Source organism: Aeromonas sp. s12, from assembly GCF_040907925.1.
In the GTDB taxonomy this organism is placed as follows: Bacteria; Pseudomonadota; Gammaproteobacteria; order Enterobacterales; family Aeromonadaceae; genus Aeromonas; species Aeromonas veronii.
Genome location: NZ_JBFOCT010000034.1, coordinates 150012 through 168406 on the forward strand (window position 1 = coordinate 150012; position 18395 = coordinate 168406).

Here is an 18395-nt window from a genome sequence, read left to right on the forward strand (position 1 = left end):
TTAAAGGCAGCTTAAGGCAGCAAGTGCTCACCGCGCCAGAGATCGGTCAACTGCTCGCGCTCTCTGATGAGGAACGATTGCGTGCCGTCCACCAGCACTTCGGCGGCACGGGGACGGGTGTTGTAGTTGGATGACATGGTAAAGCCGTAGGCACCGGCCGAGCGCACTGCCAGCAGGGAACCCTCGGCAATGGCCAGAGTGCGCTCCTTGCCGAGGAAGTCGCCGGTCTCGCACACCGGGCCCACCACGTCATAGAGCGCGGGAGCATGACCGGCGCGGCTATCAACCTCGATGATGTTCATCCAGGCACCGTAGAGCGAGGGGCGCAGCATGTCGTTCATGCCGGCATCGATCAGCGCAAAGTTGCGGGTTTCGCCCGGTTTCAGGTACTCGACCCGGGTCAGCAGCACGCCGGCATTGGCGACGATGGCGCGGCCCGGCTCGAACAGCAGGGTCAGATCCCGGCCCGCCAGCTTCTGCTTGAGCGCTTCGGCATACTCGGTCGGATGGGGTGGCTGCTCGGAACCATAGTTGACCCCAAGGCCGCCACCCACATCCAGATGATGGATATGAATGCCTTCCGCCGCCAGACCGTCGATCAGCCGCAGCAACTTGTCAGCCGCTTCCATAAAGGGATTCAATTCAGTGAGTTGCGAGCCGATATGGCAATCCACCCCGACGATCTCGATGTTCGCCATCGCGGCCGCCTTGCGATAGATGGCTGGCGCCAGCTCGATGGGGATGCCGAACTTGTTCTGTTTGAGGCCAGTGGAAATATAGGGGTGAGTACCGGCATCGATATCCGGATTGACCCGCACCGAGACGCGAGCCTTCTTGCCCATGCCGCCCGCCACCCGATTGAGGCGCTCCAGCTCTGCTTCCGACTCCAGATTGAAGCAGAGGATCTCTTTATCCAGCGCGAAGCGCATCTCCGCTTCGCTCTTTGCTACACCGGAGAAGACCACCTTGGCCGGATCACCGCCCGCCGCCAGTACCCGCGACAGCTCGCCACCGGAGACGATGTCAAACCCCGAGCCCAGTCGGGCCAGCAGGTTGAGCAGCGCCAGGTTGGAGTTGGCCTTCACCGCATAGCAGATCAGATGGGGAATATCGCCAGCGGCCTTGTCGAAGGCGTGCCAGTGGCGCTCGAGGGTCGCACGGGAGTAGACGTAAAGCGGGGTACCGTACTGCTCGGCAAGCTGTTGCAGCGAGGTTTGCTCGGCCTGAAGCTGGCCGTCGGCGTCGTAGTTAAAGTGATCCAAGGGGGCGGTTCCTTCCTAGAATGGGTGCGGCATTAGTGCGGCGCGGCCTCGGTGGCAGCCTCAGTGGTCGCAGGCGGTACTGCTTGCGGTGTACTCTGGCTCTGTGGCTGCTCGGGGGGCGGCATATAAAGCGGCCCCTTCAGACCGCACGCGGCCAACCCGAGGGACAGAAGAGTGGCAAGCAGACACTTGGTGAACTGGGTGATCATAATGGTTCGCTGCGAAAAAATTTTTGGCCCTCTATAATCGCACTCACATTGTTAAAAGCAACAGGATAAACCGATGAAGGATCACGAGTATCACGCCCTGACCGACGCCTTTTTCCAATATGTGGAAGACACGCTCGACGAGGGGTATCCGGATATCGACTGCGAACGCAACGGCGGCGTATTGACCCTCTCTTTCGAGAACAAGACCAAGGTCATCATTAACAAGCAGGAGCCACTGCACCAGATTTGGGTCGCCACCCGCGAGAACGGCTTCCACTTCGAACTGCAGGGTGACACCTGGATCGACAACCGCTTCGGCCACGAGCTCAAGGCGCTACTGAGCCAATCCTGCACCGCCCAGGCGGGCGAAGATGTGGTGTTCCCATGATCGACCTGCACCCGCAGGGCGCCCGTCATGCGGTGATCTGGCTACACGGGCTGGGTGATTCCGGCGCCGGTCTCGCCCCGCTGGTGGACGCGCTGGATCTGCCCGCCGAGCTACCGGTGCGTCACCTGCTGCCGGATGCCCCCGAGCGCCCCATCACCATCAACATGGGCTACAAGATGCGCGGCTGGTACGACATAAAGAGCTTCGAGGATCCCGCCGAGCGGGCCGTGGAGTCCCATGTCCGTGAATCAGCCGACCAGATTGCCGCATTGCTCGATCAGCTGGTGGCCGACGGGTTTGCCCCCGAGCATATCGTGCTGGCAGGTTTCTCTCAGGGCGGGGTGATTGCCTCCTTCACCGCGTTGCGCTACCAGGCAGTGCTGGCTGGCCTGCTCTGCATGTCCACCTATCTGGCCGCCCCCGACAAATTGCTCGGCGAGATGAGCGAGGCCGCTCGCACCCTGCCCATCTGCTACATGCACGGCATCTATGACGATGTGGTGAGCCTGTCGCTCGGTTGGGATGCCAAGAACCGGCTGGAAAGCGCCGGACTCGCCCCCGAGTGGCACGAGTACCCGATGCGCCACGAGATCTGCCGTCCGCAGCTCGGTGACATTCGCAACTGGCTGCTGGCCCGCCTCGGCGCCTGAGCAACCGCAATAGCAAACGGCCTGCATCTGCAGGCCGTTTTTTATGGCGATTCCAACTGACGGGTCAGCCCACTTCCCGAGTGGGCGGGACCTGTTCGCGCAGAGTGCCCTGACTGCGATAGGGGATCACATCCAGCTCACCATTCACTTGTACTATCTCGTAGTACTGCGGCAGGTTGAAGTTGATGAACTGCCCATCATCGCTGAACCGCTCGTGATTGGAGGTGTAGAAGCGGTTGACCCCCGCCACCAGCTCATCCTTGTTGCCGGCAAAGTGCTGGTAGATCTCCACCCGGTTCGCCTCATCGAGGATATAGATGTTGGTGCCCGCATCCCGGGTATCGAAGAAGAACTGCACCAATCCTTCGCTGGCGTAGGCATCGACGATGCTCGGCAGATGCTGGCTGTGGGTCTTGTCGAGCCGCAGCGGCAGGTGATCCAGCTTGTTGTGGGAGATGTGACGGTAAAAATCGATGGCGTTTTCCAGCTTCTTCACCGACACACCGCGCCGCTCGAAGAAGATGCCGTACTTCTCGCGGCCAAGGGCCATGGTCTTGACCAGCTGCTGTTTGTCGCGGGCCAGCCGCAGGTCGATGCACTCCGCCACCAGCGTCTGGAAGCGGGAGCGCACCAGAGAACGGAAGTGCTGGCTGTAGCAGAACACCTCGATCATCTCGGGGGCGGCAGCATCCTGATGCATCTTGCCGAGGATGGTGGTGAGGGCATCGACCACGGCTTCATCCCCCTGGAAGTGCAGGGTGCGGATCTCGCTCCAGGAGTTGCGGTAGACCAGATCCACCGAGCCGACCAGACACTCCTGATTGCGACCGAACGAGAAGACATCCACGGTGTTGGCGTCAAACTCGATCACCTGCCCGACCCAGTGGCTGGTCGGGTCCATCTCCAGATTGAGGAAGATGGAGAGCTGACGGATCTCGCACGGCCGACTGAGGGCCAGGTTGGTGGCCAGCGGGTACTTCTCGGGGAAGCAGCCGGAGAGATCACGGCAGAACTGGTGCAGATTGTCGATGTGCAGATCCGAGCCCTGATTGAACAGATGCACCCGCGACTGGGGCGTCAACAGATCGTTGAAGTAGGCCCAGGAAACCAGCTTGCTAATGTAGCCGTTGAACTCCAGCGGCGCGCGGCCAATGATGTCCACCGGCTCCAGTGAATGTTTGTAGAGATACCAGCCGGCGCGATTGAGGCGACCGTGCGGCACCTGCACGAAGCTGAGATCCGGCTCGCTGAGATCCGGCGCGATCTTGAGGTTGATGCGCTGCACCTTGCCCGGCAGGCTCTCGAACGCGGCGTAGAGCTTGCGCGACAGAATGCCGATATCTTCCGGGTTGATCGACTCGCTGATGTTGTTGCGGCGAGCGAACTGAATCAGGTTGCGGTAGCTCTGCATCAGGGCTTCCAGCAGCTCGGCATGAGCGATCTTCACCTCTTCGATCTTCCACTCGTGGCGATGATCGAGCTGATAGAGCTTGTCCTGACTCCAGCCCCAGTAGGAGACCAGTTGGCTCATCTGCTCGCGGCGCCACTCGGGGGAGTGATCATCCTTGGGATGGCTGAGACCGTCGCACACCTTGAGGTAGAAGCAGCGGCGCACCAGATCGAGCCGCGCCATGTCGCCGATGGACTTGAGGTAGTTGGTCACCTTGTCCAGCATCAGACAGTAGTTGTCGAGCCGGTAGTGCATCCCCTCGTTGTGCTGGAACCAGTCGCGACCAATCATCGACAGCAGGCGGGTGTTGGGATACTCGTGGGAGTAGGCTTCCATCAGCACCGACTTGAGCACCGCCTTGTAGGGGGAGTCGATCCCCTTGTAGAGCTGCCACAGGGCGGAGCCGAAATACTCTTCGGCCGGAATACGGTCAAAACTGCCGAGATCGAGCCAGTCGTCCTGCTTGAGCTTGCCGCTCTCGAACAGCTCGTTCACATACGCATCGTAGTGATCATCACATTCGGTGGGTACCAGATACCAGATCAAGCGTTTGCCCGCGATACGCATGGCACTGCGGTAGAACTCGTCGAGCAACAGCAGGTGCTGGGCACTGCCGCAGCTCTCCCCCTGCATCTGGGCATCGTTGGTCTGGCGGAACTTGTCTTCCGGGATCAGGAAGAAGTTGAGATCGACCCCGCGCTGTTCGGCCCACTTGGAGAGTTGCTGGCACTTCAGCTCCAGCAGATCGAGCCGCTCCTGCGACAAACCGGCCACGTGGCAGACCCAGATATCGAGATCGGAGTGACAGCACTGACCGATGGAGGAGGTGCTGCCCATGGAGTAGAGCCCCTGAATAGCCCGATCATGGGTGGCAAGACCGCTCTGGCAGTTGGCGTTGCGGCAGAGGTCATCGATGAAGGCTTGCTGCTCGACGGTGGCGCTGAAGCTCCAGATGCCATGAGGGACATCACCGGAGACATAACCGGGCAGCAGGGGATGATTGAAGTGCAGCATGACAGGCAGCAGTTGGAATACCTGCTGCCCATAGCGACTCATGAGGCCTAACGCCCGTTGCGTCTTGAGACGGGTAATATCGTCATAACGCGCAACCAGCGTATCGATGTGTTCCTGCAATGCCCTGCCTATCACCTAAGTGAAAATGACGCACCAAAAGGGGGATACGTCAAAAAAGTGTGATCATGTTAACAATGCAAACAGCGGTGGTAAACAAGCCTTCAGCTAAACGCCAGATTATTTCTGGTATGACCACATCAAGTATCAGGGGAAATCATTAAATTCCAATACATTCAATGAATTAATCAACACTTCTTGCTTAATGAAAATCATTTTCAGCATGCATTTTTGAGCTTGGCCCCGCTTTTGCCGGCTCCGCCATGAAAGCCCGGGCAAAGGGTGGTAATATCGATTTCCTTCTAAAAATGAAACAACTGATTGATATGGCAGCCCGAACCCTGAAAATTGCCACTCGCAAGAGCCCGCTGGCCCTGTGGCAGGCCAACTTTGTCAAAGACCGGCTCGAAGCCCTGCACCCGCAGTTGCAGGTCGAACTGGTGCCCATGAGCACTCAGGGTGACAAGATCCTCGATACCCCGCTGGCCAAGGTTGGTGGCAAGGGGTTGTTCGTCAAGGAGCTGGAGACCGCCATGCTGGAAGGGCGGGCCGATATCGCCGTTCACTCCATGAAAGACGTTCCGGTGGAGTTCCCCGAGGGGCTCGGCCTGCACACCATCTGCGAGCGGGAAGATCCCCGCGATGCTTTCGTCTCCAACCGTTTCAAGGCCATTGCCGAACTGCCGCAAGGGGCCGTGGTCGGCACCTCCAGCCTGCGCCGCCAGTGCCAGCTGCGCGCCGCCCGCCCGGATCTGGTGATCCGCGACCTGCGTGGCAACGTCAACACTCGCCTCGCTAAGCTGGATGCGGGTGAGTACGATGCCATCATCCTCGCCGCCGCCGGTCTGAAACGACTGGAGATGGCGCACCGCATCACCGCCTTTATCGAGCCGGAGCAGAGCCTGCCGGCCAACGGTCAGGGCGCCGTCGGTATCGAATGCCGCCTCAACGATGTTGAACTGCACGCCCTGCTGGCGCCGCTGGAACACGCCGAGACCCGCGCCCGGGTACTGACCGAGCGCGCCATGAATCGCGCCCTGCAAGGGGGATGTCAGGTCCCCATCGGTGCCTACGCACTGGTCGAAGGCGAGCAGATCTGGCTGCGTGGTCTGGTGGGTAGCCCGGATGGCAGCCAGGTGATCCGCGACGAGATCCGTGGCCCGCTGGCCGATGGTGAGGCCCTCGGCGAGCAGCTGGCCCAGCGCCTGCTGGCCGCCGGTGCCGACGAGATCCTGGCCGAGGTCTACCGCACATGACACCGCTGGTGGTGCGTCCGGCCGCCCAGGCCGCCGAGCTGGTGCAGTTGCTGCGCCAGCACGGCCATGCACCACTCTGCTGCCCGCTGCTGGAAACCGTGGCGGGCAGTGAACTCCCTCTCCTGCCCGACCTGCTGCGCAGTGCCGACGCGGTTATCGCCGTCAGCATCCATGCCGTTCATTTTGCACACGATTTTCTGTTGCAAACTGGTCAGACCTGGCCACATATTGAGTACTTTGCAGTGGGTCAGGCCAGCGCAGATGCGTTTGCCACCATCGGCATCACGGCAAGCTGCCCGGATGACCCGCGCAGCGAAGGGCTGCTGGCCCTGCCCGCCCTGCAGCAGGTAGCAGGCAAACGGGTACTGATCCTGCGCGGCAATGGCGGGCGGGATCTCATCGCCAGCACGCTGGCCTCACGCGGTGCTCTGGTGCACTATTGTGCGGCCTATGAGCGCCACTACCCCGAGCTAGACGGGGACAGATTGACCCACCACTGGCAGGCAGCGGGGCTGGACAGCCTGCTCATTACCAGTGGTGAACTGCTGCAACGGCTGCTGGAGCTGGTTCCCGACCACCAGCGGCCCTGGCTTTTTGACCGCCTGCTGGTGGTCCCCAGCCCACGCGTGGCCGAGATGGCCAGCGTAGCGGGCTTTATCCATATCACGATTGCCCAAGGTGCATCCAACCAGGCCCTGACGGCCGCACTGGAACTGAGGAAGATGGAATGACAGAACAACAAGAATCCCAGGTAAAACCCCAGCCGACCGCTGCGGTCAATGGCAGCAAGAGCCGCTCCGGTGCCGTACTGGGAGGGGTCGCCATCCTGCTGGCCCTTGGCCTGACCGGCGGTCTCTATCTGCACGGTCACAAGAATGCCGTTGCCCAGCAGGCCGAACTGGCCCAGCTCAAGCAACAGCTGGCGAGCGCCCTGAGCAAGATCGACCAGACCAGCAGCAAGGATGCCGAGCAGCTGGCCGCGCTGGATCAAACCCAGCAGCGGCTGCAGGGGGAGATGCAGGGTCTGCAGAACCGGGTACTGGACCTGAATGACAAGCGCCCCAACGACTGGATGCTGGCCGAATCCGAGTATCTGGTACGGATGGCGGGCCGCAAACTGTGGCTGGAGCATGACCTCGTCTCCGCCATCACCCTGCTCGGCAATGCCGACGAGCGGATCGCCGCCCTCAACGACCCCAGCCTAATGCCGATCCGCAAGGCACTGGCCGAGGATATCGCCAAGCTCAAGGGGATGCCGCGCATCGACCGCGAGGGGCTGACCCTCAAGCTGGCCGCGCTCTCAGACCAGATCGAGCTGCTGCCCCTCTCCACCGTCAGCATGCCGGAAGCCAAGGCCGAGCCGGATCAAGCGGTCAGCACCAATCCAGACGAGTGGAAGAGCAACCTGAAGAAGAACTGGGTCAAGTTCACCGAGAACTTCGTCACCATCCGCCGCCGCGATGGTGCAGTAGAGGCGCTGCTCTCGCCGCAGCAGGAGATCTTCCTGCGTGAAAACCTCAAGACCAAGCTGTTGCAGGCCCAGCTCTCCGTCTATCGCGAGCAGCAGGCGCTCTACGAAGACAGCCTGGACAAGGCCCAGCGCTGGCTGACCCAGTATTTCGACACCGACAACAGCGCCACCCGCTACATGCAGGGCGAGATCGACAAGCTCAAGGGTGAGCAGATCCAGATCGACTATCCGGCCCAGTTCAAGACCCAGGCGATACTGGAGCAGGTGCTGACCGAACGCCTGCAACGCATTCTGGCCAGCAGCTGAGGAGGGCGCCATGATCCGTATAATCATTCTGGTTGCCGTGATGGTCGCAGGGCTGATCTTTGGCCCGCAAGCCTCCGGTAACAAGGGCTATGTGCTGATTGCCCTCGGCAATTACACCATCGAATCCTCCGTCACCAGCGCGGTGATCCTGGCCGTGCTGTTCTACGGCGCCCTGCTGATCGTCGAATGGCTGCTGGGTCGGATATTCGGCCTGCGCCGCAAGACCCTCGGCTGGTACGGCTCGCGCCGCCGCCGCAAGGCCAATCAACAGACCGTCGCCGCCACCCTGGCAATGGCCGAAGGGCACTACAGTCAGGCTGAAAAGCTGATGATCAAGGGGGCCAGCAACAGCGATACCCCGCTGCTCAACTATCTGAGCGCCGCCAAGGCGGCACAGGCCCGTGGTGACGACGCCCGCCGGGATCAATATCTGCAAAAAGCGCAGGAGGAGAACCCCAAAGCCGAGCTGGCGCTCACCCTGACCCAGACCCAGCTGCAGATCGAGCAGGGCCAGTACGATACCGCACTGGCGATGCTGGAGTCGGTCTACGCCCTCAACCCGCGCCACCCCATGGTGCTGGATCAGCTGCGTCAGGTACATCTGGCCCGTCAGGACTGGAGCGCCCTGTGCGACCTGATCCCGACACTGCACAAGGTGGGCAAGCTGACCCCGAAACAGGAAGAAGATCTGCTGCAACAGGCTTGGTCTGGTCGTCTGCAACAGGCTGCCGGCAGCCTCGAGACCCTCAAGGCGGTATGGCAGGATCTGCCGCGCAAGCTGCGCCTCGAGCCGGAACTGCTGGCCTGCTACGGCGATCTGCTGCGCCAGCTGGGCGCCGATGGCGAAGCCGCCACCCTGTGGCAGGAGGCACTGCGAAAACAGCCGATGCCACAGCTGCTGGCTCGTCTGCCCAAGCTGAAACTCGACAGCTACCAGCCGCTGTTGGCACTGCTGCAAAAACAGCAGGGGCAACCGGAGGTGGACACCGCACTGGCCCAGCTCTATCTGCTGGCCGGTCAGCTGGACGATGCCCAGAAGCTGCTGGAACAGGAGGTGGAGCGGGCGCCGAGCGCCGCCGCCTATCACGCTCTCGGCCAGCTGATGGACAAACGCCGCCTCACCAACAAGGCCAACGAGTACTATCGTCAGGCACTGGAACTGGCGGGAGTCTGATCCCCGGCAAACAGAAACGCGAGAGGCCGCATGATGCGGCCTCTTTTTTTATCTCTTCGCCCTGCCCTCGTCAGGTGGTGAGCCGCTCCAGCTCGCCGATCAGCCAGATAGCCTCGGCACGGTGGCTGCCGCACACATCCATCATGGGGCGAAAACCGCCGCACACCGCCGGCCGCTCCGGTTGACCGAAGATCTTGCAGCCAAGGGCGCTATCGAGCTGGATACAGGGGACACCTGCCGGTTTACCATCTGGCATACCGGGAATGGCACTGCTGATACTGGGGGCGATACAACAGGCAGCGCAGCCGCTACGACACTCCATAGACTCCACTCCTTTGGGACGGTCTGAGCCACCATAGCCGAAGCGGCGGCACAAACGTAGCTGGCGCACAACAAAAAGCCCGACCGCACGGGCGATCGGGCTTCAGACACAGCCGGTTCAGCGAGCCATCATCACAGGATGATATCGCGAACCACGCTGTCTTTACGCTCAAGATAATGGATCGACTTGATACGACGAATGGTGCGGGATTTACCACGGATCAACAGAGTCTCGGTGGTCGCCATCACGCCATCGCTGGTGATGCCATCCAGCAGATCACCCTTGGTGATGCCGGTGGCGGAGAAGATGACGTTGTCATTCTTCGCCATGTCTTCCAGCTTGAGCACCTTGTTCACATCGATACCCAGCGCTTCGCAGCGGGCAATTTCCTGCTCGCCCAGCGCACGCACTTCCGGGCTGTCGCCCTTGACGCGGTGACGCGGCACCAGACGGGCCTGCATGTCACCATCCAGCGCGCGGATCACCGCCGCGGAGATCACCCCTTCCGGTGCGCCGCCGATGCCATACAGCATGTCGACTTCGCTGTCCGGCAGACAGGTGAGGATGGAGGCGGCAACGTCACCATCAGGAATGGCGAACACCCGCACGCCTAGACCCTGCATCTCCTTGATTGCCTTGTCATGACGCGGCTTGGCCAGGGTAATGACTGTCAGGCGGGAGAGCGGCTTGCCCAGCGCCTTGGCCACGGACTTCAGGTTCAGCTCGAGAGCCTGATCCAGGTCGATGGCGCCTTTGGCCTTGGGCCCGACGATCAGCTTTTCCATGTACATGTCAGGCGCTTTCAGGAAAGAACCCTTGTCGCCCACCGCCAGCACGGCCAGCGCGTTGGCCTGCCCCATGGCAGTCATGCGGGTACCCTCGATGGGATCGACAGCGATATCCACCGCGTCGCCGTGTCCGGTACCAACCTTCTCGCCGATATAGAGCATCGGCGCTTCATCAATTTCACCTTCGCCGATCACAATCTCACCATCGATCTCGATCTGGTTGAGAATGTGGCGCATGGCCGCAACGGCCGCCCCATCAGCGATATTCTTGTCACCACGTCCGAGCCACTTGTAGCCAGCCAGTGCAGCCGCTTCCGTCACTCGGGAAAACTCGATTGCCAGTTCACGTCTCATCGCATATCCAACCTATGGAGCTCGAAAACGGGCGGCATTCTACCACAAGGGCAAACCTTTGCGCACAAAAGTAGCCGCTGCGAGCAAGAATGTAGCCAATTCATCCAATTGCAACCCAATTGCCATCGACTCTTCATCCAACTGTCACCCCGCTGTCATCCCCGCTGCCTAGCATGACCCCGTTTTCAAAACAAAAGCTTGCAACACCACAAGGGATTAAGATGAAAAAGCTGACTGTAGTGGCACTGGCTCTCACCGCAGCCTTCCAGGCTCAAGCCGTTGAAGTGTACAAAAATGACACCTCCATGCTGGATCTCTATGGCCGTATCTACGCTGGCCACTTCTTTGGTGATAAGAAGGAACTGGATGCCAGCGGCAAACCGAAAAGCGAATACAGCGACAAACAGGGTGCCAACCAGTTTGTCCGTTTCGGCGCCAAGGCCGAGACCCAGATCCAGAGCGGCCTGAAGGCTCTGGCTCAGTACGAAGTACAGATGTATATCAATGACAGCGAGAAGACCATCAGCGAGAACTCCGACAACCTGCGCACCCGTCTGGCGTTCGCCGGTGTCGGCGCTGACTGGGGCACCGTGACCTTCGGTCGCCAGAAAGGGGCCCCGGGTTTCCTGGCCGACTGGACTGATGTCTCCCTCTCCGACGGCTACGGCAACGAAGCGCTGGGCGCCAAGACCGACACCTTCGCCACTAACCGCGCCGGTTCCGTGCTGAAATACTCCGGTCTGTTCAATGGCTTCCAGCTCGACACCAGCTACAAGTTCGACGGTGGTGACACCGAAGAGACCACCAGCAAGGATAGCGACGCCGCCTACGGTGCTGCCGTGGCCTATACCTTCCCGTTCAACCTGTCACTGGGTACCGCCTACAACGTCGGTATCCGCGACAAGAGCGGTGAAGAAGATGCCAAGTTGTGGCTGATCTCCGCCAAGTTCGACAACAAGGCCGCCTACGCCGCCCTGAGCTATGCGGATGGCAGCGACTTCCTGGCGACCGGCACCGATCACACCGGTTGGGAAGCCGCGCTGGGCTACAACTTCGAGAACGGCTTCGGTCTGATGGCCCTGTGGAACAAACAGGAGCAGGACAAGGCTGGCATCAAGAAAGACAACGTGGATTACTACACCTTGGGTGCCCAGTACAAATTCAACAAGAACCTGCGGGTGATTGGCGAGTACCGTATCAACAATCTGGACAGCAAGGAGAGCGGCAAGCTCAACGTCAAGGATGACTTCCAGCTGGCTGCCCGCTACGACTTCTAATCGAGGTTTTGCGGATCCCCAAAGCGCGATGGCTTGCCATCGCGCTTTTTGCTGAGCGTCGCTCACGACCGGAGAAAGTGGCCTAGGCTCAACAGTAGATGTATCGCCGGAGAGATGATCATGGTCAGGCTGCCTTTCGTCCTGCTGTTGCTGCTGGCTCTTCCCGCTCACGCCCTCTCTATCGCCATGGTGCTGTGGCGCGGTGAAACCGCAGCCGAAGCGGGCTTTCGGGCAGAGCTGACCCGTCTTGGCTATCAGGCCACCATCACCACCTATAACGCCGATCAGGATCGTACGGCGCTGGCAACCATGCTGCGCCAGCAGATGCTGCCGAAACTGGCCGAATACGACTACATCTACACCTTTGGCACCACCGCCACCACCATGACCAAGAGTCTGGTGGCAAACCGCAAGCCACTGATCTTCAACGTGGTATCCGATCCGGTCGGGGCAGACATCCTCTCGGAAGACAAAGCCCAGAACAGCATGGTGGCCGGGGTAAGCAACATGGTGCCGATGGCACTGCAACTGGCCAACGCCAGCGAGCATCTGGCCACCGGAAAACGGCTGCTGCTACCCTTCAACCCCCGTGAGCAGAACACCCTGCTGGTGGCTGATATGCTGCTCAATGAAGCGAAACGCTATCAGTGGCAGATGGTCACCTGGCGAATGGCCCCTGACCCACGGCGGCTGGACAAAGAACTGAAGCGGCTGCAACAGGATGCCAAAAACGACATCGTCTTTCTGGCCGCAGACAGCTATCTGCTCTCCATCGCCCCCCGCCTGCTGAATGCGCTCAACGAAGCTGCCATCCCTACCATCTGCAGTGCCGAGCTGTTCGTCGAACACGGCTGCAGCGTTGGCACCATCAGCAGCTACGAGGCGCTGGGCAAGATGGCCGCCGGGATCATCCATCGCCATCAGCAGGGAACAGAGTTGCAGGATATTCCGCTGCAGACCGACCCCCATCCCAAACTGGTGCTGGGGCAGCTGGGTAACGCCACCACGCAGGAGGCGAGCCCCGCAAAGCCGAAGCCTTGATAAAGATCTCGGCCAATCAGGCTCCGGGCGGGTATGCTGTTGACCCCCATCGCCCGAGAGCCCTTTCCCATGAGCACCACCGTCTTTTTTGCCGTTCTTCTGGCAGCCCTGCTTCACGCCAGCTGGAATGCGCTGGTCAAAATTGGCGAAGAGCGGCTGGTGGGCGTGTCACTGGTGGCGATCTTCTCAGGGCTTATCGCCGCCGTGGCGCTGCTGCCCATGGGGCTTCCCTCTGCTGCCGAGCTGCCCTGGCTCGGCCTCTCAGTCCTACTCCATATCGGTTACTGCCTGTTTCTCAGCCATGCCTACAATCAGGGCGATTTTGGCCAGATCTATCCGCTGGCCCGTGGCAGTGCCCCGCTGCTCGCCATGGCGTTAAGTGCCCTGCTGCTGCGGGACTACCCCGGTTACGGCGGCATCATCGGCGCCTGCGTGCTGATCATGGGGGTCTTGCTGATGGCCTGGCGAGGTGGGCAGCAGCGCCTTGACAGCAAGGCAGTTCGGGCAGCACTGATCACGGCCATGTTCACGGCGACCTATACCCTCTCGGATGGAGCCGGCGCCCGCGCAGGGGGTGAACCGGTACGCTACACCCTCTGGCTCTTTGCCTGTACCGGGCTGGCGATGCTGCTGGTGTTGCTCGTCCACCAAAAGCGCAACGCATGGCGCCAGATCCGCCAATATGCACTGGTTGGCGCCACCGGAGGTGCCATGTCACTGCTCGCCTACGGGATTGTTATCTGGGCAATGACCCAAGCCCCCATTGGCGTGGTCGCAGCGCTGCGCGAAAGCAGTGTGCTGTTTGCCATGCTGCTCTCGGTCTGGCTGCTGAAAGAGCCGCTCGGGCGCATGCGGCTGACGGCGGCGGCCATTATCACTGGCGGCGTGCTGCTGACCCGGCTGGGAGGATAAGCGCTGTCGCCATTGGTGCGTATTTATCAGGCAGGATGGCGTAATTCACTCCGCCAAATATGCCGAATACCAATAATGGAAATAAGTCTCGGCCCGGGCGTAAATGTTTACATCCGTAACGTATCAATTAACTGGCAGGTCTGTTTATTTCAACCTCAGCTTCATTCGGGAAACTTACCTGCCCAGCAGCATTAATGATAAAATCGTTCACAGTTAATTTTCGGCAACGCTGACCAATACCGCGCATGGCACAGACCATGCCGCTCCGCCCATACATTCATTGACCGCCTGACGGGTAAGCCAGCCCGGTCAGAGATGACCCGATCGCGCCCGCCACAGCAGGATGGCATGGCGCTACCGCGTTATTAATGGGGCCAGTTTCGTCTGTTTAATTTTTGATTATTTTAAATCCAGCACCATCAGGGAGTTTTTAATATGTCGGCAAAAAAGCTGAAGTTGGGCGCCTTTATATTGATGATATTAACATCGGTATTTGGCGTCACTAATATCGGGATCGGTTTTTACCGAATGGGATATGCCGCCATTCCGATGTTCGTGATCGGCGGTCTGTTTTTCTTCATCCCGTTCATTTTGATGATGATCGAATTCGGCACCGGCTTTCGCAAAGAGGCGGGCGGCATCTTTACCTGGATGCGCCACTCGGTCTCGACCCGATTCGCCTTTATCGGTCTGACCATGTGGTTCGCCTCTTACGTCATCTGGATGTTTGGCAAGGCGCTCTCCATGTGGGTGCCCCTCTCCTTCATGCTGTTTGGCCGCGACATCACCGTCATCCCGGTCACCCTGGGCACCGGCATCGACTTTGGCCCCTTTATTCTGGGTGTGGTCGCCATCGCGCTGGTTGCCACCGTCACCAAGCTCATCACTCTGGGCAGCGCCCGCTTCGCCAAAGTGGCGGCCATCGGCGGCCTCTCCGTAGTGGCGCTCAACGTGTTGCTGCTGGTCGGCGGCGTCTTCACCTTCGCGGTGAGCGGCATGACTCTGCAGGAGCCCTTCACCCAGGCATCGCTGACTGCCTCTCCCAATGCCGCTTTCAACGACATCATCCCCTTCCTCGGCTTTATGGTGTTCGCCATCTTCGCCTACGGCGGGGTCGAGGCGATGGCCGGAGTGGCTGACGAGCTGGAAGATCCCGAGCGTGACCTCAAGCGCGGCATCTTCCTCTCCGGCGCCTTCATCGTACTCTGCTACATCATCGGCTTTCTGGCGGTCGGCTCAATCATGCGCTGGAGCGACTTCCCGGCCGAGGGGATCACCTCTCTCTCCGCCCTCTTCATCATCATGCTGGAGCTGGGGCGCCATCTCGGTGGCGAGTGGCTTGGACAGGTGCTCATGCGCTTTGCCGGATTGGGCATGTTCCTGAGCTATCTGGGTGCCTTTATCGCCCTCTCCTACGCGCCACTGCGCCAGTTCATCACCGGCACCCCGAGTTACTTCTGGCCGGAGCGTTTCCAGCGCGAGAACGAGAATGGCGTGCGCATTGAAGCCCTCAAGGTGCAAGCCTGGGTGGTCTGTCTGTTCATTGCCGCCAAGTCCATCTTTACCCTGATCAACCCGGAAGGGGCCGCCGCCCTCTATGAGCTGATCATCACCATGACCAACGTCGGCATGACCCTGCCCTACATGTTCCTCATCTACGCCTGGTATCGCTATCGCAACAACCCGGCGCTGGGCAAGGACCTGATCTTCTTCAAGAGCGCGGGCTCGGTACTGCTTGCCACCATCATCAGCCTGATCCTGGTCGCCTTCGGCAACGTCTTTACCGTGGTCGCCCCCTTTATCTCCGGCGATATCTCCACCGGCGTCTGGACCATCATTGGCCCACTGCTGTTCGTGGTGATCGCCATGCGCTTCAAGATCAAGCAGGAAGATGCCCACTAAACGGTAGGCAATGCTCCATGCCAATCGGGGCCGTTCTGGTCCCGATTTTTTTTAGCGCCGGCTTCCGCTCGCCATCACGGCCAGCCCATAGTTTCAATGCAAAAAAAAGACTCCATAGAGACCTCTTTTACGAACTCCTCGCCGTCAGAGCACGCTCAACGCCGTAAATTATCAATATCAAGGTGAGAATGATTGTGAAGCGCCAGTTCACGACATATAACTTAGCGAGATATCCCTGTATTTCGTCCGGTAGAGCTGATCATGATGATGCGTTCCCTCCTTCCCCTGTTGCTTGGCGCAGTAATGCTGCCGGCCACTATGGACAGTGCCCATGCCAACCCCTTTTCCGCCAGCAGCAAGAGCAGCAGCGGCTTTCTCGAGCGACGGGATGTGCCCAACCTCAGCTCGGCTGCCTTCGTGGTGGCCAACCACAGAACCGGCGAGGTGATCTCCGAGCGCAACGGCAACCGGGTAATGCCCATCGCCTCACTCACCAAGCTGATGACGGCGCTGGTGGTGCTGGATGCCAACCTGCGCCTTAACGAAATGCTCACGGTGACCAATGCCGACATCGACCGCATCAAGGGAACCGGCTCGCGCCTGGCCATCGGCTCCAGGCTCAGTCGCGCCGAAATGCTCCATATCGCCCTGATGTCCTCTGAAAACCGTGCCGCCTCGGCGCTGGCCCGCCACTATCCCGGCGGCCAGCGTGCCTTCGTCGAGGCGATGAATGCCAAAGCCCGCATGCTGGGGATGTGGAATACCCGCTACGCCGACAGCACCGGGCTTAACCCACGCAATGTCTCCACCGCGCAGGATCTCGCCAAACTCGCCGCCGCAGCGGCCTCCTATCCGCTGATCCGCCAATATTCCACCGACGAGCAGAGCTATGTGCGCACCAACAAGCGTCAGCTGCACTACCTCAACTCCAACCGGTTGATCCGCGAAGGGCAATGGGAGTTCACTCTCTCCAAGACCGGCTATATCCGCGAAGCGGGCCGCTGTCTGGTGCTGGGCACCAAGGTCAATCGTGAGCCGGTGATCATGGTGCTGCTCAATGCCGAGACCACCAACGATCGGGTCGCCGACGCCAAGCGGATCAAAACCTGGCTGGAGAGCTCGGGCAGAACCACCCTGGCCGCCAACCAGAGCAGCATGCTGACTCACCAGTAAGCTCGAGCTCCCCAACCAAGCGAGGCGTCCGCCTCGCTTTTTTTATCTGCATGAGCGCGCCCAAAAAACGGGAGCTTGCTCCCGTTACAGGTAACACCTTCCGCCATCCCGTTACAAAACGTAACTACTCAACAGCGTGATTCACACTAATAGAATCAATTGGTTGTAACCTGGCAGCAAGAATTTTAGCGTGCTATCACAACCCCTGTAACGACGAGCCACCATGCGTATTTCCAGTATCGAGTGCGGGCGGGTACTGGCCATTCTGGCCGTGATGACCATTCACGTATCCCCCTTCGCCAATCCGTTCAATCCCGCCCTGTGGGGAAGTGGATCCTGGCTCTGGCTGAGCGGCACCATCAACCAGTTATGCCGCTTTGCCGTGCCGCTGTTTTTCCTCTATGCCGGTTACTTTCTGCAGCCGAGACTGAGCCGCGAAGCGCCGCTGACCGTGGCCTGGAGCTACTGCCACCCCTTGCTGCTGCTCTGGCTGGTATGGAGTCTGGTCTACCTGCTAGTGCCGTTCAATCCGCTGGATGCCGTGCAACAGGGCTATCTGGCCTCCCTGTGCGGGCAGTGGCAATTCCAGCTCGGCGACCCCCTCAATGGCTGGCTGGTGGGCGGCATGATCCACCTCTGGTTTCTGCCAGCCCTGGTGATGGCGGTGGCCCTGCTGGCACTCTGCTATCGGCTTGGCAGACCATCGCTCGCCCTCTGGCTGGGTCTTGGCCTTTACCTGCTGGCGCTGCTGGGGGGCTCCTATGCCAAGCCGCTGCTGGGCACCGAGTGGCCACTACTCACCCGTAACGGCCCCTTCTTCTCCCTGCTGTTTGTGGCGCTCGGGGCCCTGCTGCGCCAGCGTCAGTGGCAGCCCGATGCCCGCACCGGCTGGCAACTGTTGCTGGCGGGCGTGGCGCTCTATGGCTGTGAAGCCTGGGCGCTGCAGCACTTCGCCGCAGTGCCGCTCACCCGCCACGACTTCCTGCTTGGCTCCCTTCCCTGGGCTATCGGTCTGTTTGGACTACTGCTGGCCAACCCCGAGTGGGGCAAGGGCAGCTGGCTTGAGCGCCAGGCCCCCAAAGTGCTCGGGATCTACTGCCTGCACATGATGCTGGTGGTCTGGCTCTTCGTATTCGGCCCGCAGGGCGCATCCATCCTGTGGGAGATCACCAAGGTGCCGCTGCTGCTGGGAGCGTCTCTGCTGGCCTATCGCCTGATGGCGGCCCTCCCCCTCGCCCGCCGACTGCTGCGTACCCACTGAACCCTCCATCCGGCCCGACACATCGGGCCGGATGCCTCTTCACGTTTTGTCCCTTTCTCTTCCGCTAC

At 60.3% G+C, this 18395-nt stretch carries 17 protein-coding genes; 12 read left to right on the forward strand and 5 right to left on the reverse strand.

Annotated elements, in window-relative coordinates; translation table 11 throughout:
- Positions 1 to 11: 11 nt before the first annotated feature.
- Together lysA and AB5Y67_RS16935 are read right to left on the reverse strand one after the other, a co-directional pair.
- Positions 12 to 1262 carry a diaminopimelate decarboxylase gene (gene lysA / locus AB5Y67_RS16930; RefSeq protein WP_199427818.1) on the reverse strand — a complete coding sequence of 417 codons (1251 nt, stop codon included), beginning with the start codon at positions 1260 to 1262 and terminating at the stop codon, positions 12 to 14.
- Positions 1263 to 1294: 32 nt separating this feature from the next.
- Positions 1295 to 1471, reverse strand: a complete 177-nt coding sequence (locus tag AB5Y67_RS16935; protein ID WP_074042653.1) for a lipoprotein — start codon at positions 1469 to 1471, stop codon at positions 1295 to 1297.
- A 73-nt stretch (positions 1472 to 1544) separates the two neighbouring features.
- Between AB5Y67_RS16935 and cyaY the strand changes: the two genes are divergently transcribed.
- Together cyaY and AB5Y67_RS16945 are read left to right on the forward strand one after the other, a co-directional pair.
- Positions 1545 to 1859: an iron donor protein CyaY gene (gene cyaY, locus AB5Y67_RS16940; protein WP_021231825.1), complete on the forward strand. Its 315-nt coding sequence runs from the start codon at positions 1545 to 1547 to the stop codon at positions 1857 to 1859.
- Complete coding sequence (locus tag AB5Y67_RS16945; RefSeq protein WP_199427817.1) at positions 1856 to 2509, forward strand: alpha/beta hydrolase; 654 nt, start codon at positions 1856 to 1858, stop codon at positions 2507 to 2509. The genes cyaY and AB5Y67_RS16945 overlap by 4 nt, the downstream gene beginning before the upstream one ends.
- Positions 2510 to 2573: 64 nt before the next feature.
- Here the strand turns inward: AB5Y67_RS16945 and AB5Y67_RS16950 are convergent, their stop codons facing one another.
- The gene (locus AB5Y67_RS16950; protein ID WP_199427816.1) at positions 2574 to 5093 is read right to left on the reverse strand and encodes a class I adenylate cyclase; all 2520 of its coding nucleotides are present in this window, start codon (positions 5091 to 5093) and stop codon (positions 2574 to 2576) included.
- Positions 5094 to 5416: 323 nt separating this feature from the next.
- On the opposite strand from AB5Y67_RS16950, the gene hemC reads away from it, so the two are divergent.
- From hemC to AB5Y67_RS16970, 4 genes are read left to right on the forward strand one after another with little or no spacing between them, the layout of a single operon-like run.
- Positions 5417 to 6346: a hydroxymethylbilane synthase gene (gene hemC / locus AB5Y67_RS16955; RefSeq protein ID WP_150390568.1), complete on the forward strand. Its 930-nt coding sequence runs from the start codon at positions 5417 to 5419 to the stop codon at positions 6344 to 6346.
- Positions 6343 to 7077: a uroporphyrinogen-III synthase gene (locus AB5Y67_RS16960; RefSeq protein WP_150389864.1), complete on the forward strand. Its 735-nt coding sequence runs from the start codon at positions 6343 to 6345 to the stop codon at positions 7075 to 7077. Before hemC ends, AB5Y67_RS16960 begins: the two co-directional genes overlap by 4 nt.
- Positions 7074 to 8123, forward strand: a complete 1050-nt coding sequence (locus tag AB5Y67_RS16965) for a uroporphyrinogen-III C-methyltransferase (protein WP_150389866.1) — start codon at positions 7074 to 7076, stop codon at positions 8121 to 8123. The genes AB5Y67_RS16960 and AB5Y67_RS16965 overlap by 4 nt, the downstream gene beginning before the upstream one ends.
- 10 nt (positions 8124 to 8133) lie before the next feature.
- Positions 8134 to 9297, forward strand: coding sequence for a heme biosynthesis HemY N-terminal domain-containing protein (locus AB5Y67_RS16970; RefSeq protein WP_199427815.1), 1164 nt, complete (start codon positions 8134 to 8136; stop codon positions 9295 to 9297).
- A 70-nt stretch (positions 9298 to 9367) separates the two neighbouring features.
- On the opposite strand, the gene AB5Y67_RS16975 is transcribed toward AB5Y67_RS16970, so the two are convergent.
- The gene (locus AB5Y67_RS16975) at positions 9368 to 9619 is read right to left on the reverse strand and encodes a YkgJ family cysteine cluster protein (protein WP_005336384.1); all 252 of its coding nucleotides are present in this window, start codon (positions 9617 to 9619) and stop codon (positions 9368 to 9370) included.
- A 131-nt stretch (positions 9620 to 9750) separates the two neighbouring features.
- Positions 9751 to 10761 (reverse strand): class II fructose-bisphosphatase, encoded by a 1011-nt coding sequence (gene glpX / locus AB5Y67_RS16980; protein ID WP_005336386.1) that lies wholly within the window; start codon positions 10759 to 10761, stop codon positions 9751 to 9753.
- 221 nt (positions 10762 to 10982) lie between these two features.
- Here glpX and AB5Y67_RS16985 point away from each other — a divergent pair, with 221 nt between their 5' ends.
- From AB5Y67_RS16985 to AB5Y67_RS17010, 6 genes are all read left to right on the forward strand, one after another.
- Positions 10983 to 12038, forward strand: coding sequence for a porin (locus tag AB5Y67_RS16985; protein WP_019444867.1), 1056 nt, complete (start codon positions 10983 to 10985; stop codon positions 12036 to 12038).
- A 120-nt stretch (positions 12039 to 12158) separates the two neighbouring features.
- Entirely contained in the window at positions 12159 to 13079 is a 921-nt protein-coding gene (locus tag AB5Y67_RS16990) for an ABC transporter substrate-binding protein (protein WP_081253328.1), read from the forward strand.
- Positions 13080 to 13112: 33 nt separating this feature from the next.
- Complete coding sequence (locus AB5Y67_RS16995) at positions 13113 to 13991, forward strand: DMT family transporter (RefSeq protein WP_081253325.1); 879 nt, start codon at positions 13113 to 13115, stop codon at positions 13989 to 13991.
- A gap of 435 nt (positions 13992 to 14426) precedes the next feature.
- Entirely contained in the window at positions 14427 to 15893 is a 1467-nt protein-coding gene (yjeM, locus tag AB5Y67_RS17000) for a glutamate/gamma-aminobutyrate family transporter YjeM (RefSeq protein WP_064341782.1), read from the forward strand.
- 261 nt (positions 15894 to 16154) lie between these two features.
- Positions 16155 to 17066 carry a D-alanyl-D-alanine endopeptidase gene (gene pbpG / locus AB5Y67_RS17005; protein WP_005336410.1) on the forward strand — a complete coding sequence of 304 codons (912 nt, stop codon included), beginning with the start codon at positions 16155 to 16157 and terminating at the stop codon, positions 17064 to 17066.
- Between the two features lie 223 nt (positions 17067 to 17289).
- On the forward strand, positions 17290 to 18327 hold the full coding sequence (locus tag AB5Y67_RS17010) for an acyltransferase (RefSeq protein WP_199428743.1): 1038 nt from the start codon (positions 17290 to 17292) through the stop codon (positions 18325 to 18327).
- Positions 18328 to 18395 lie beyond the last annotated feature (68 nt).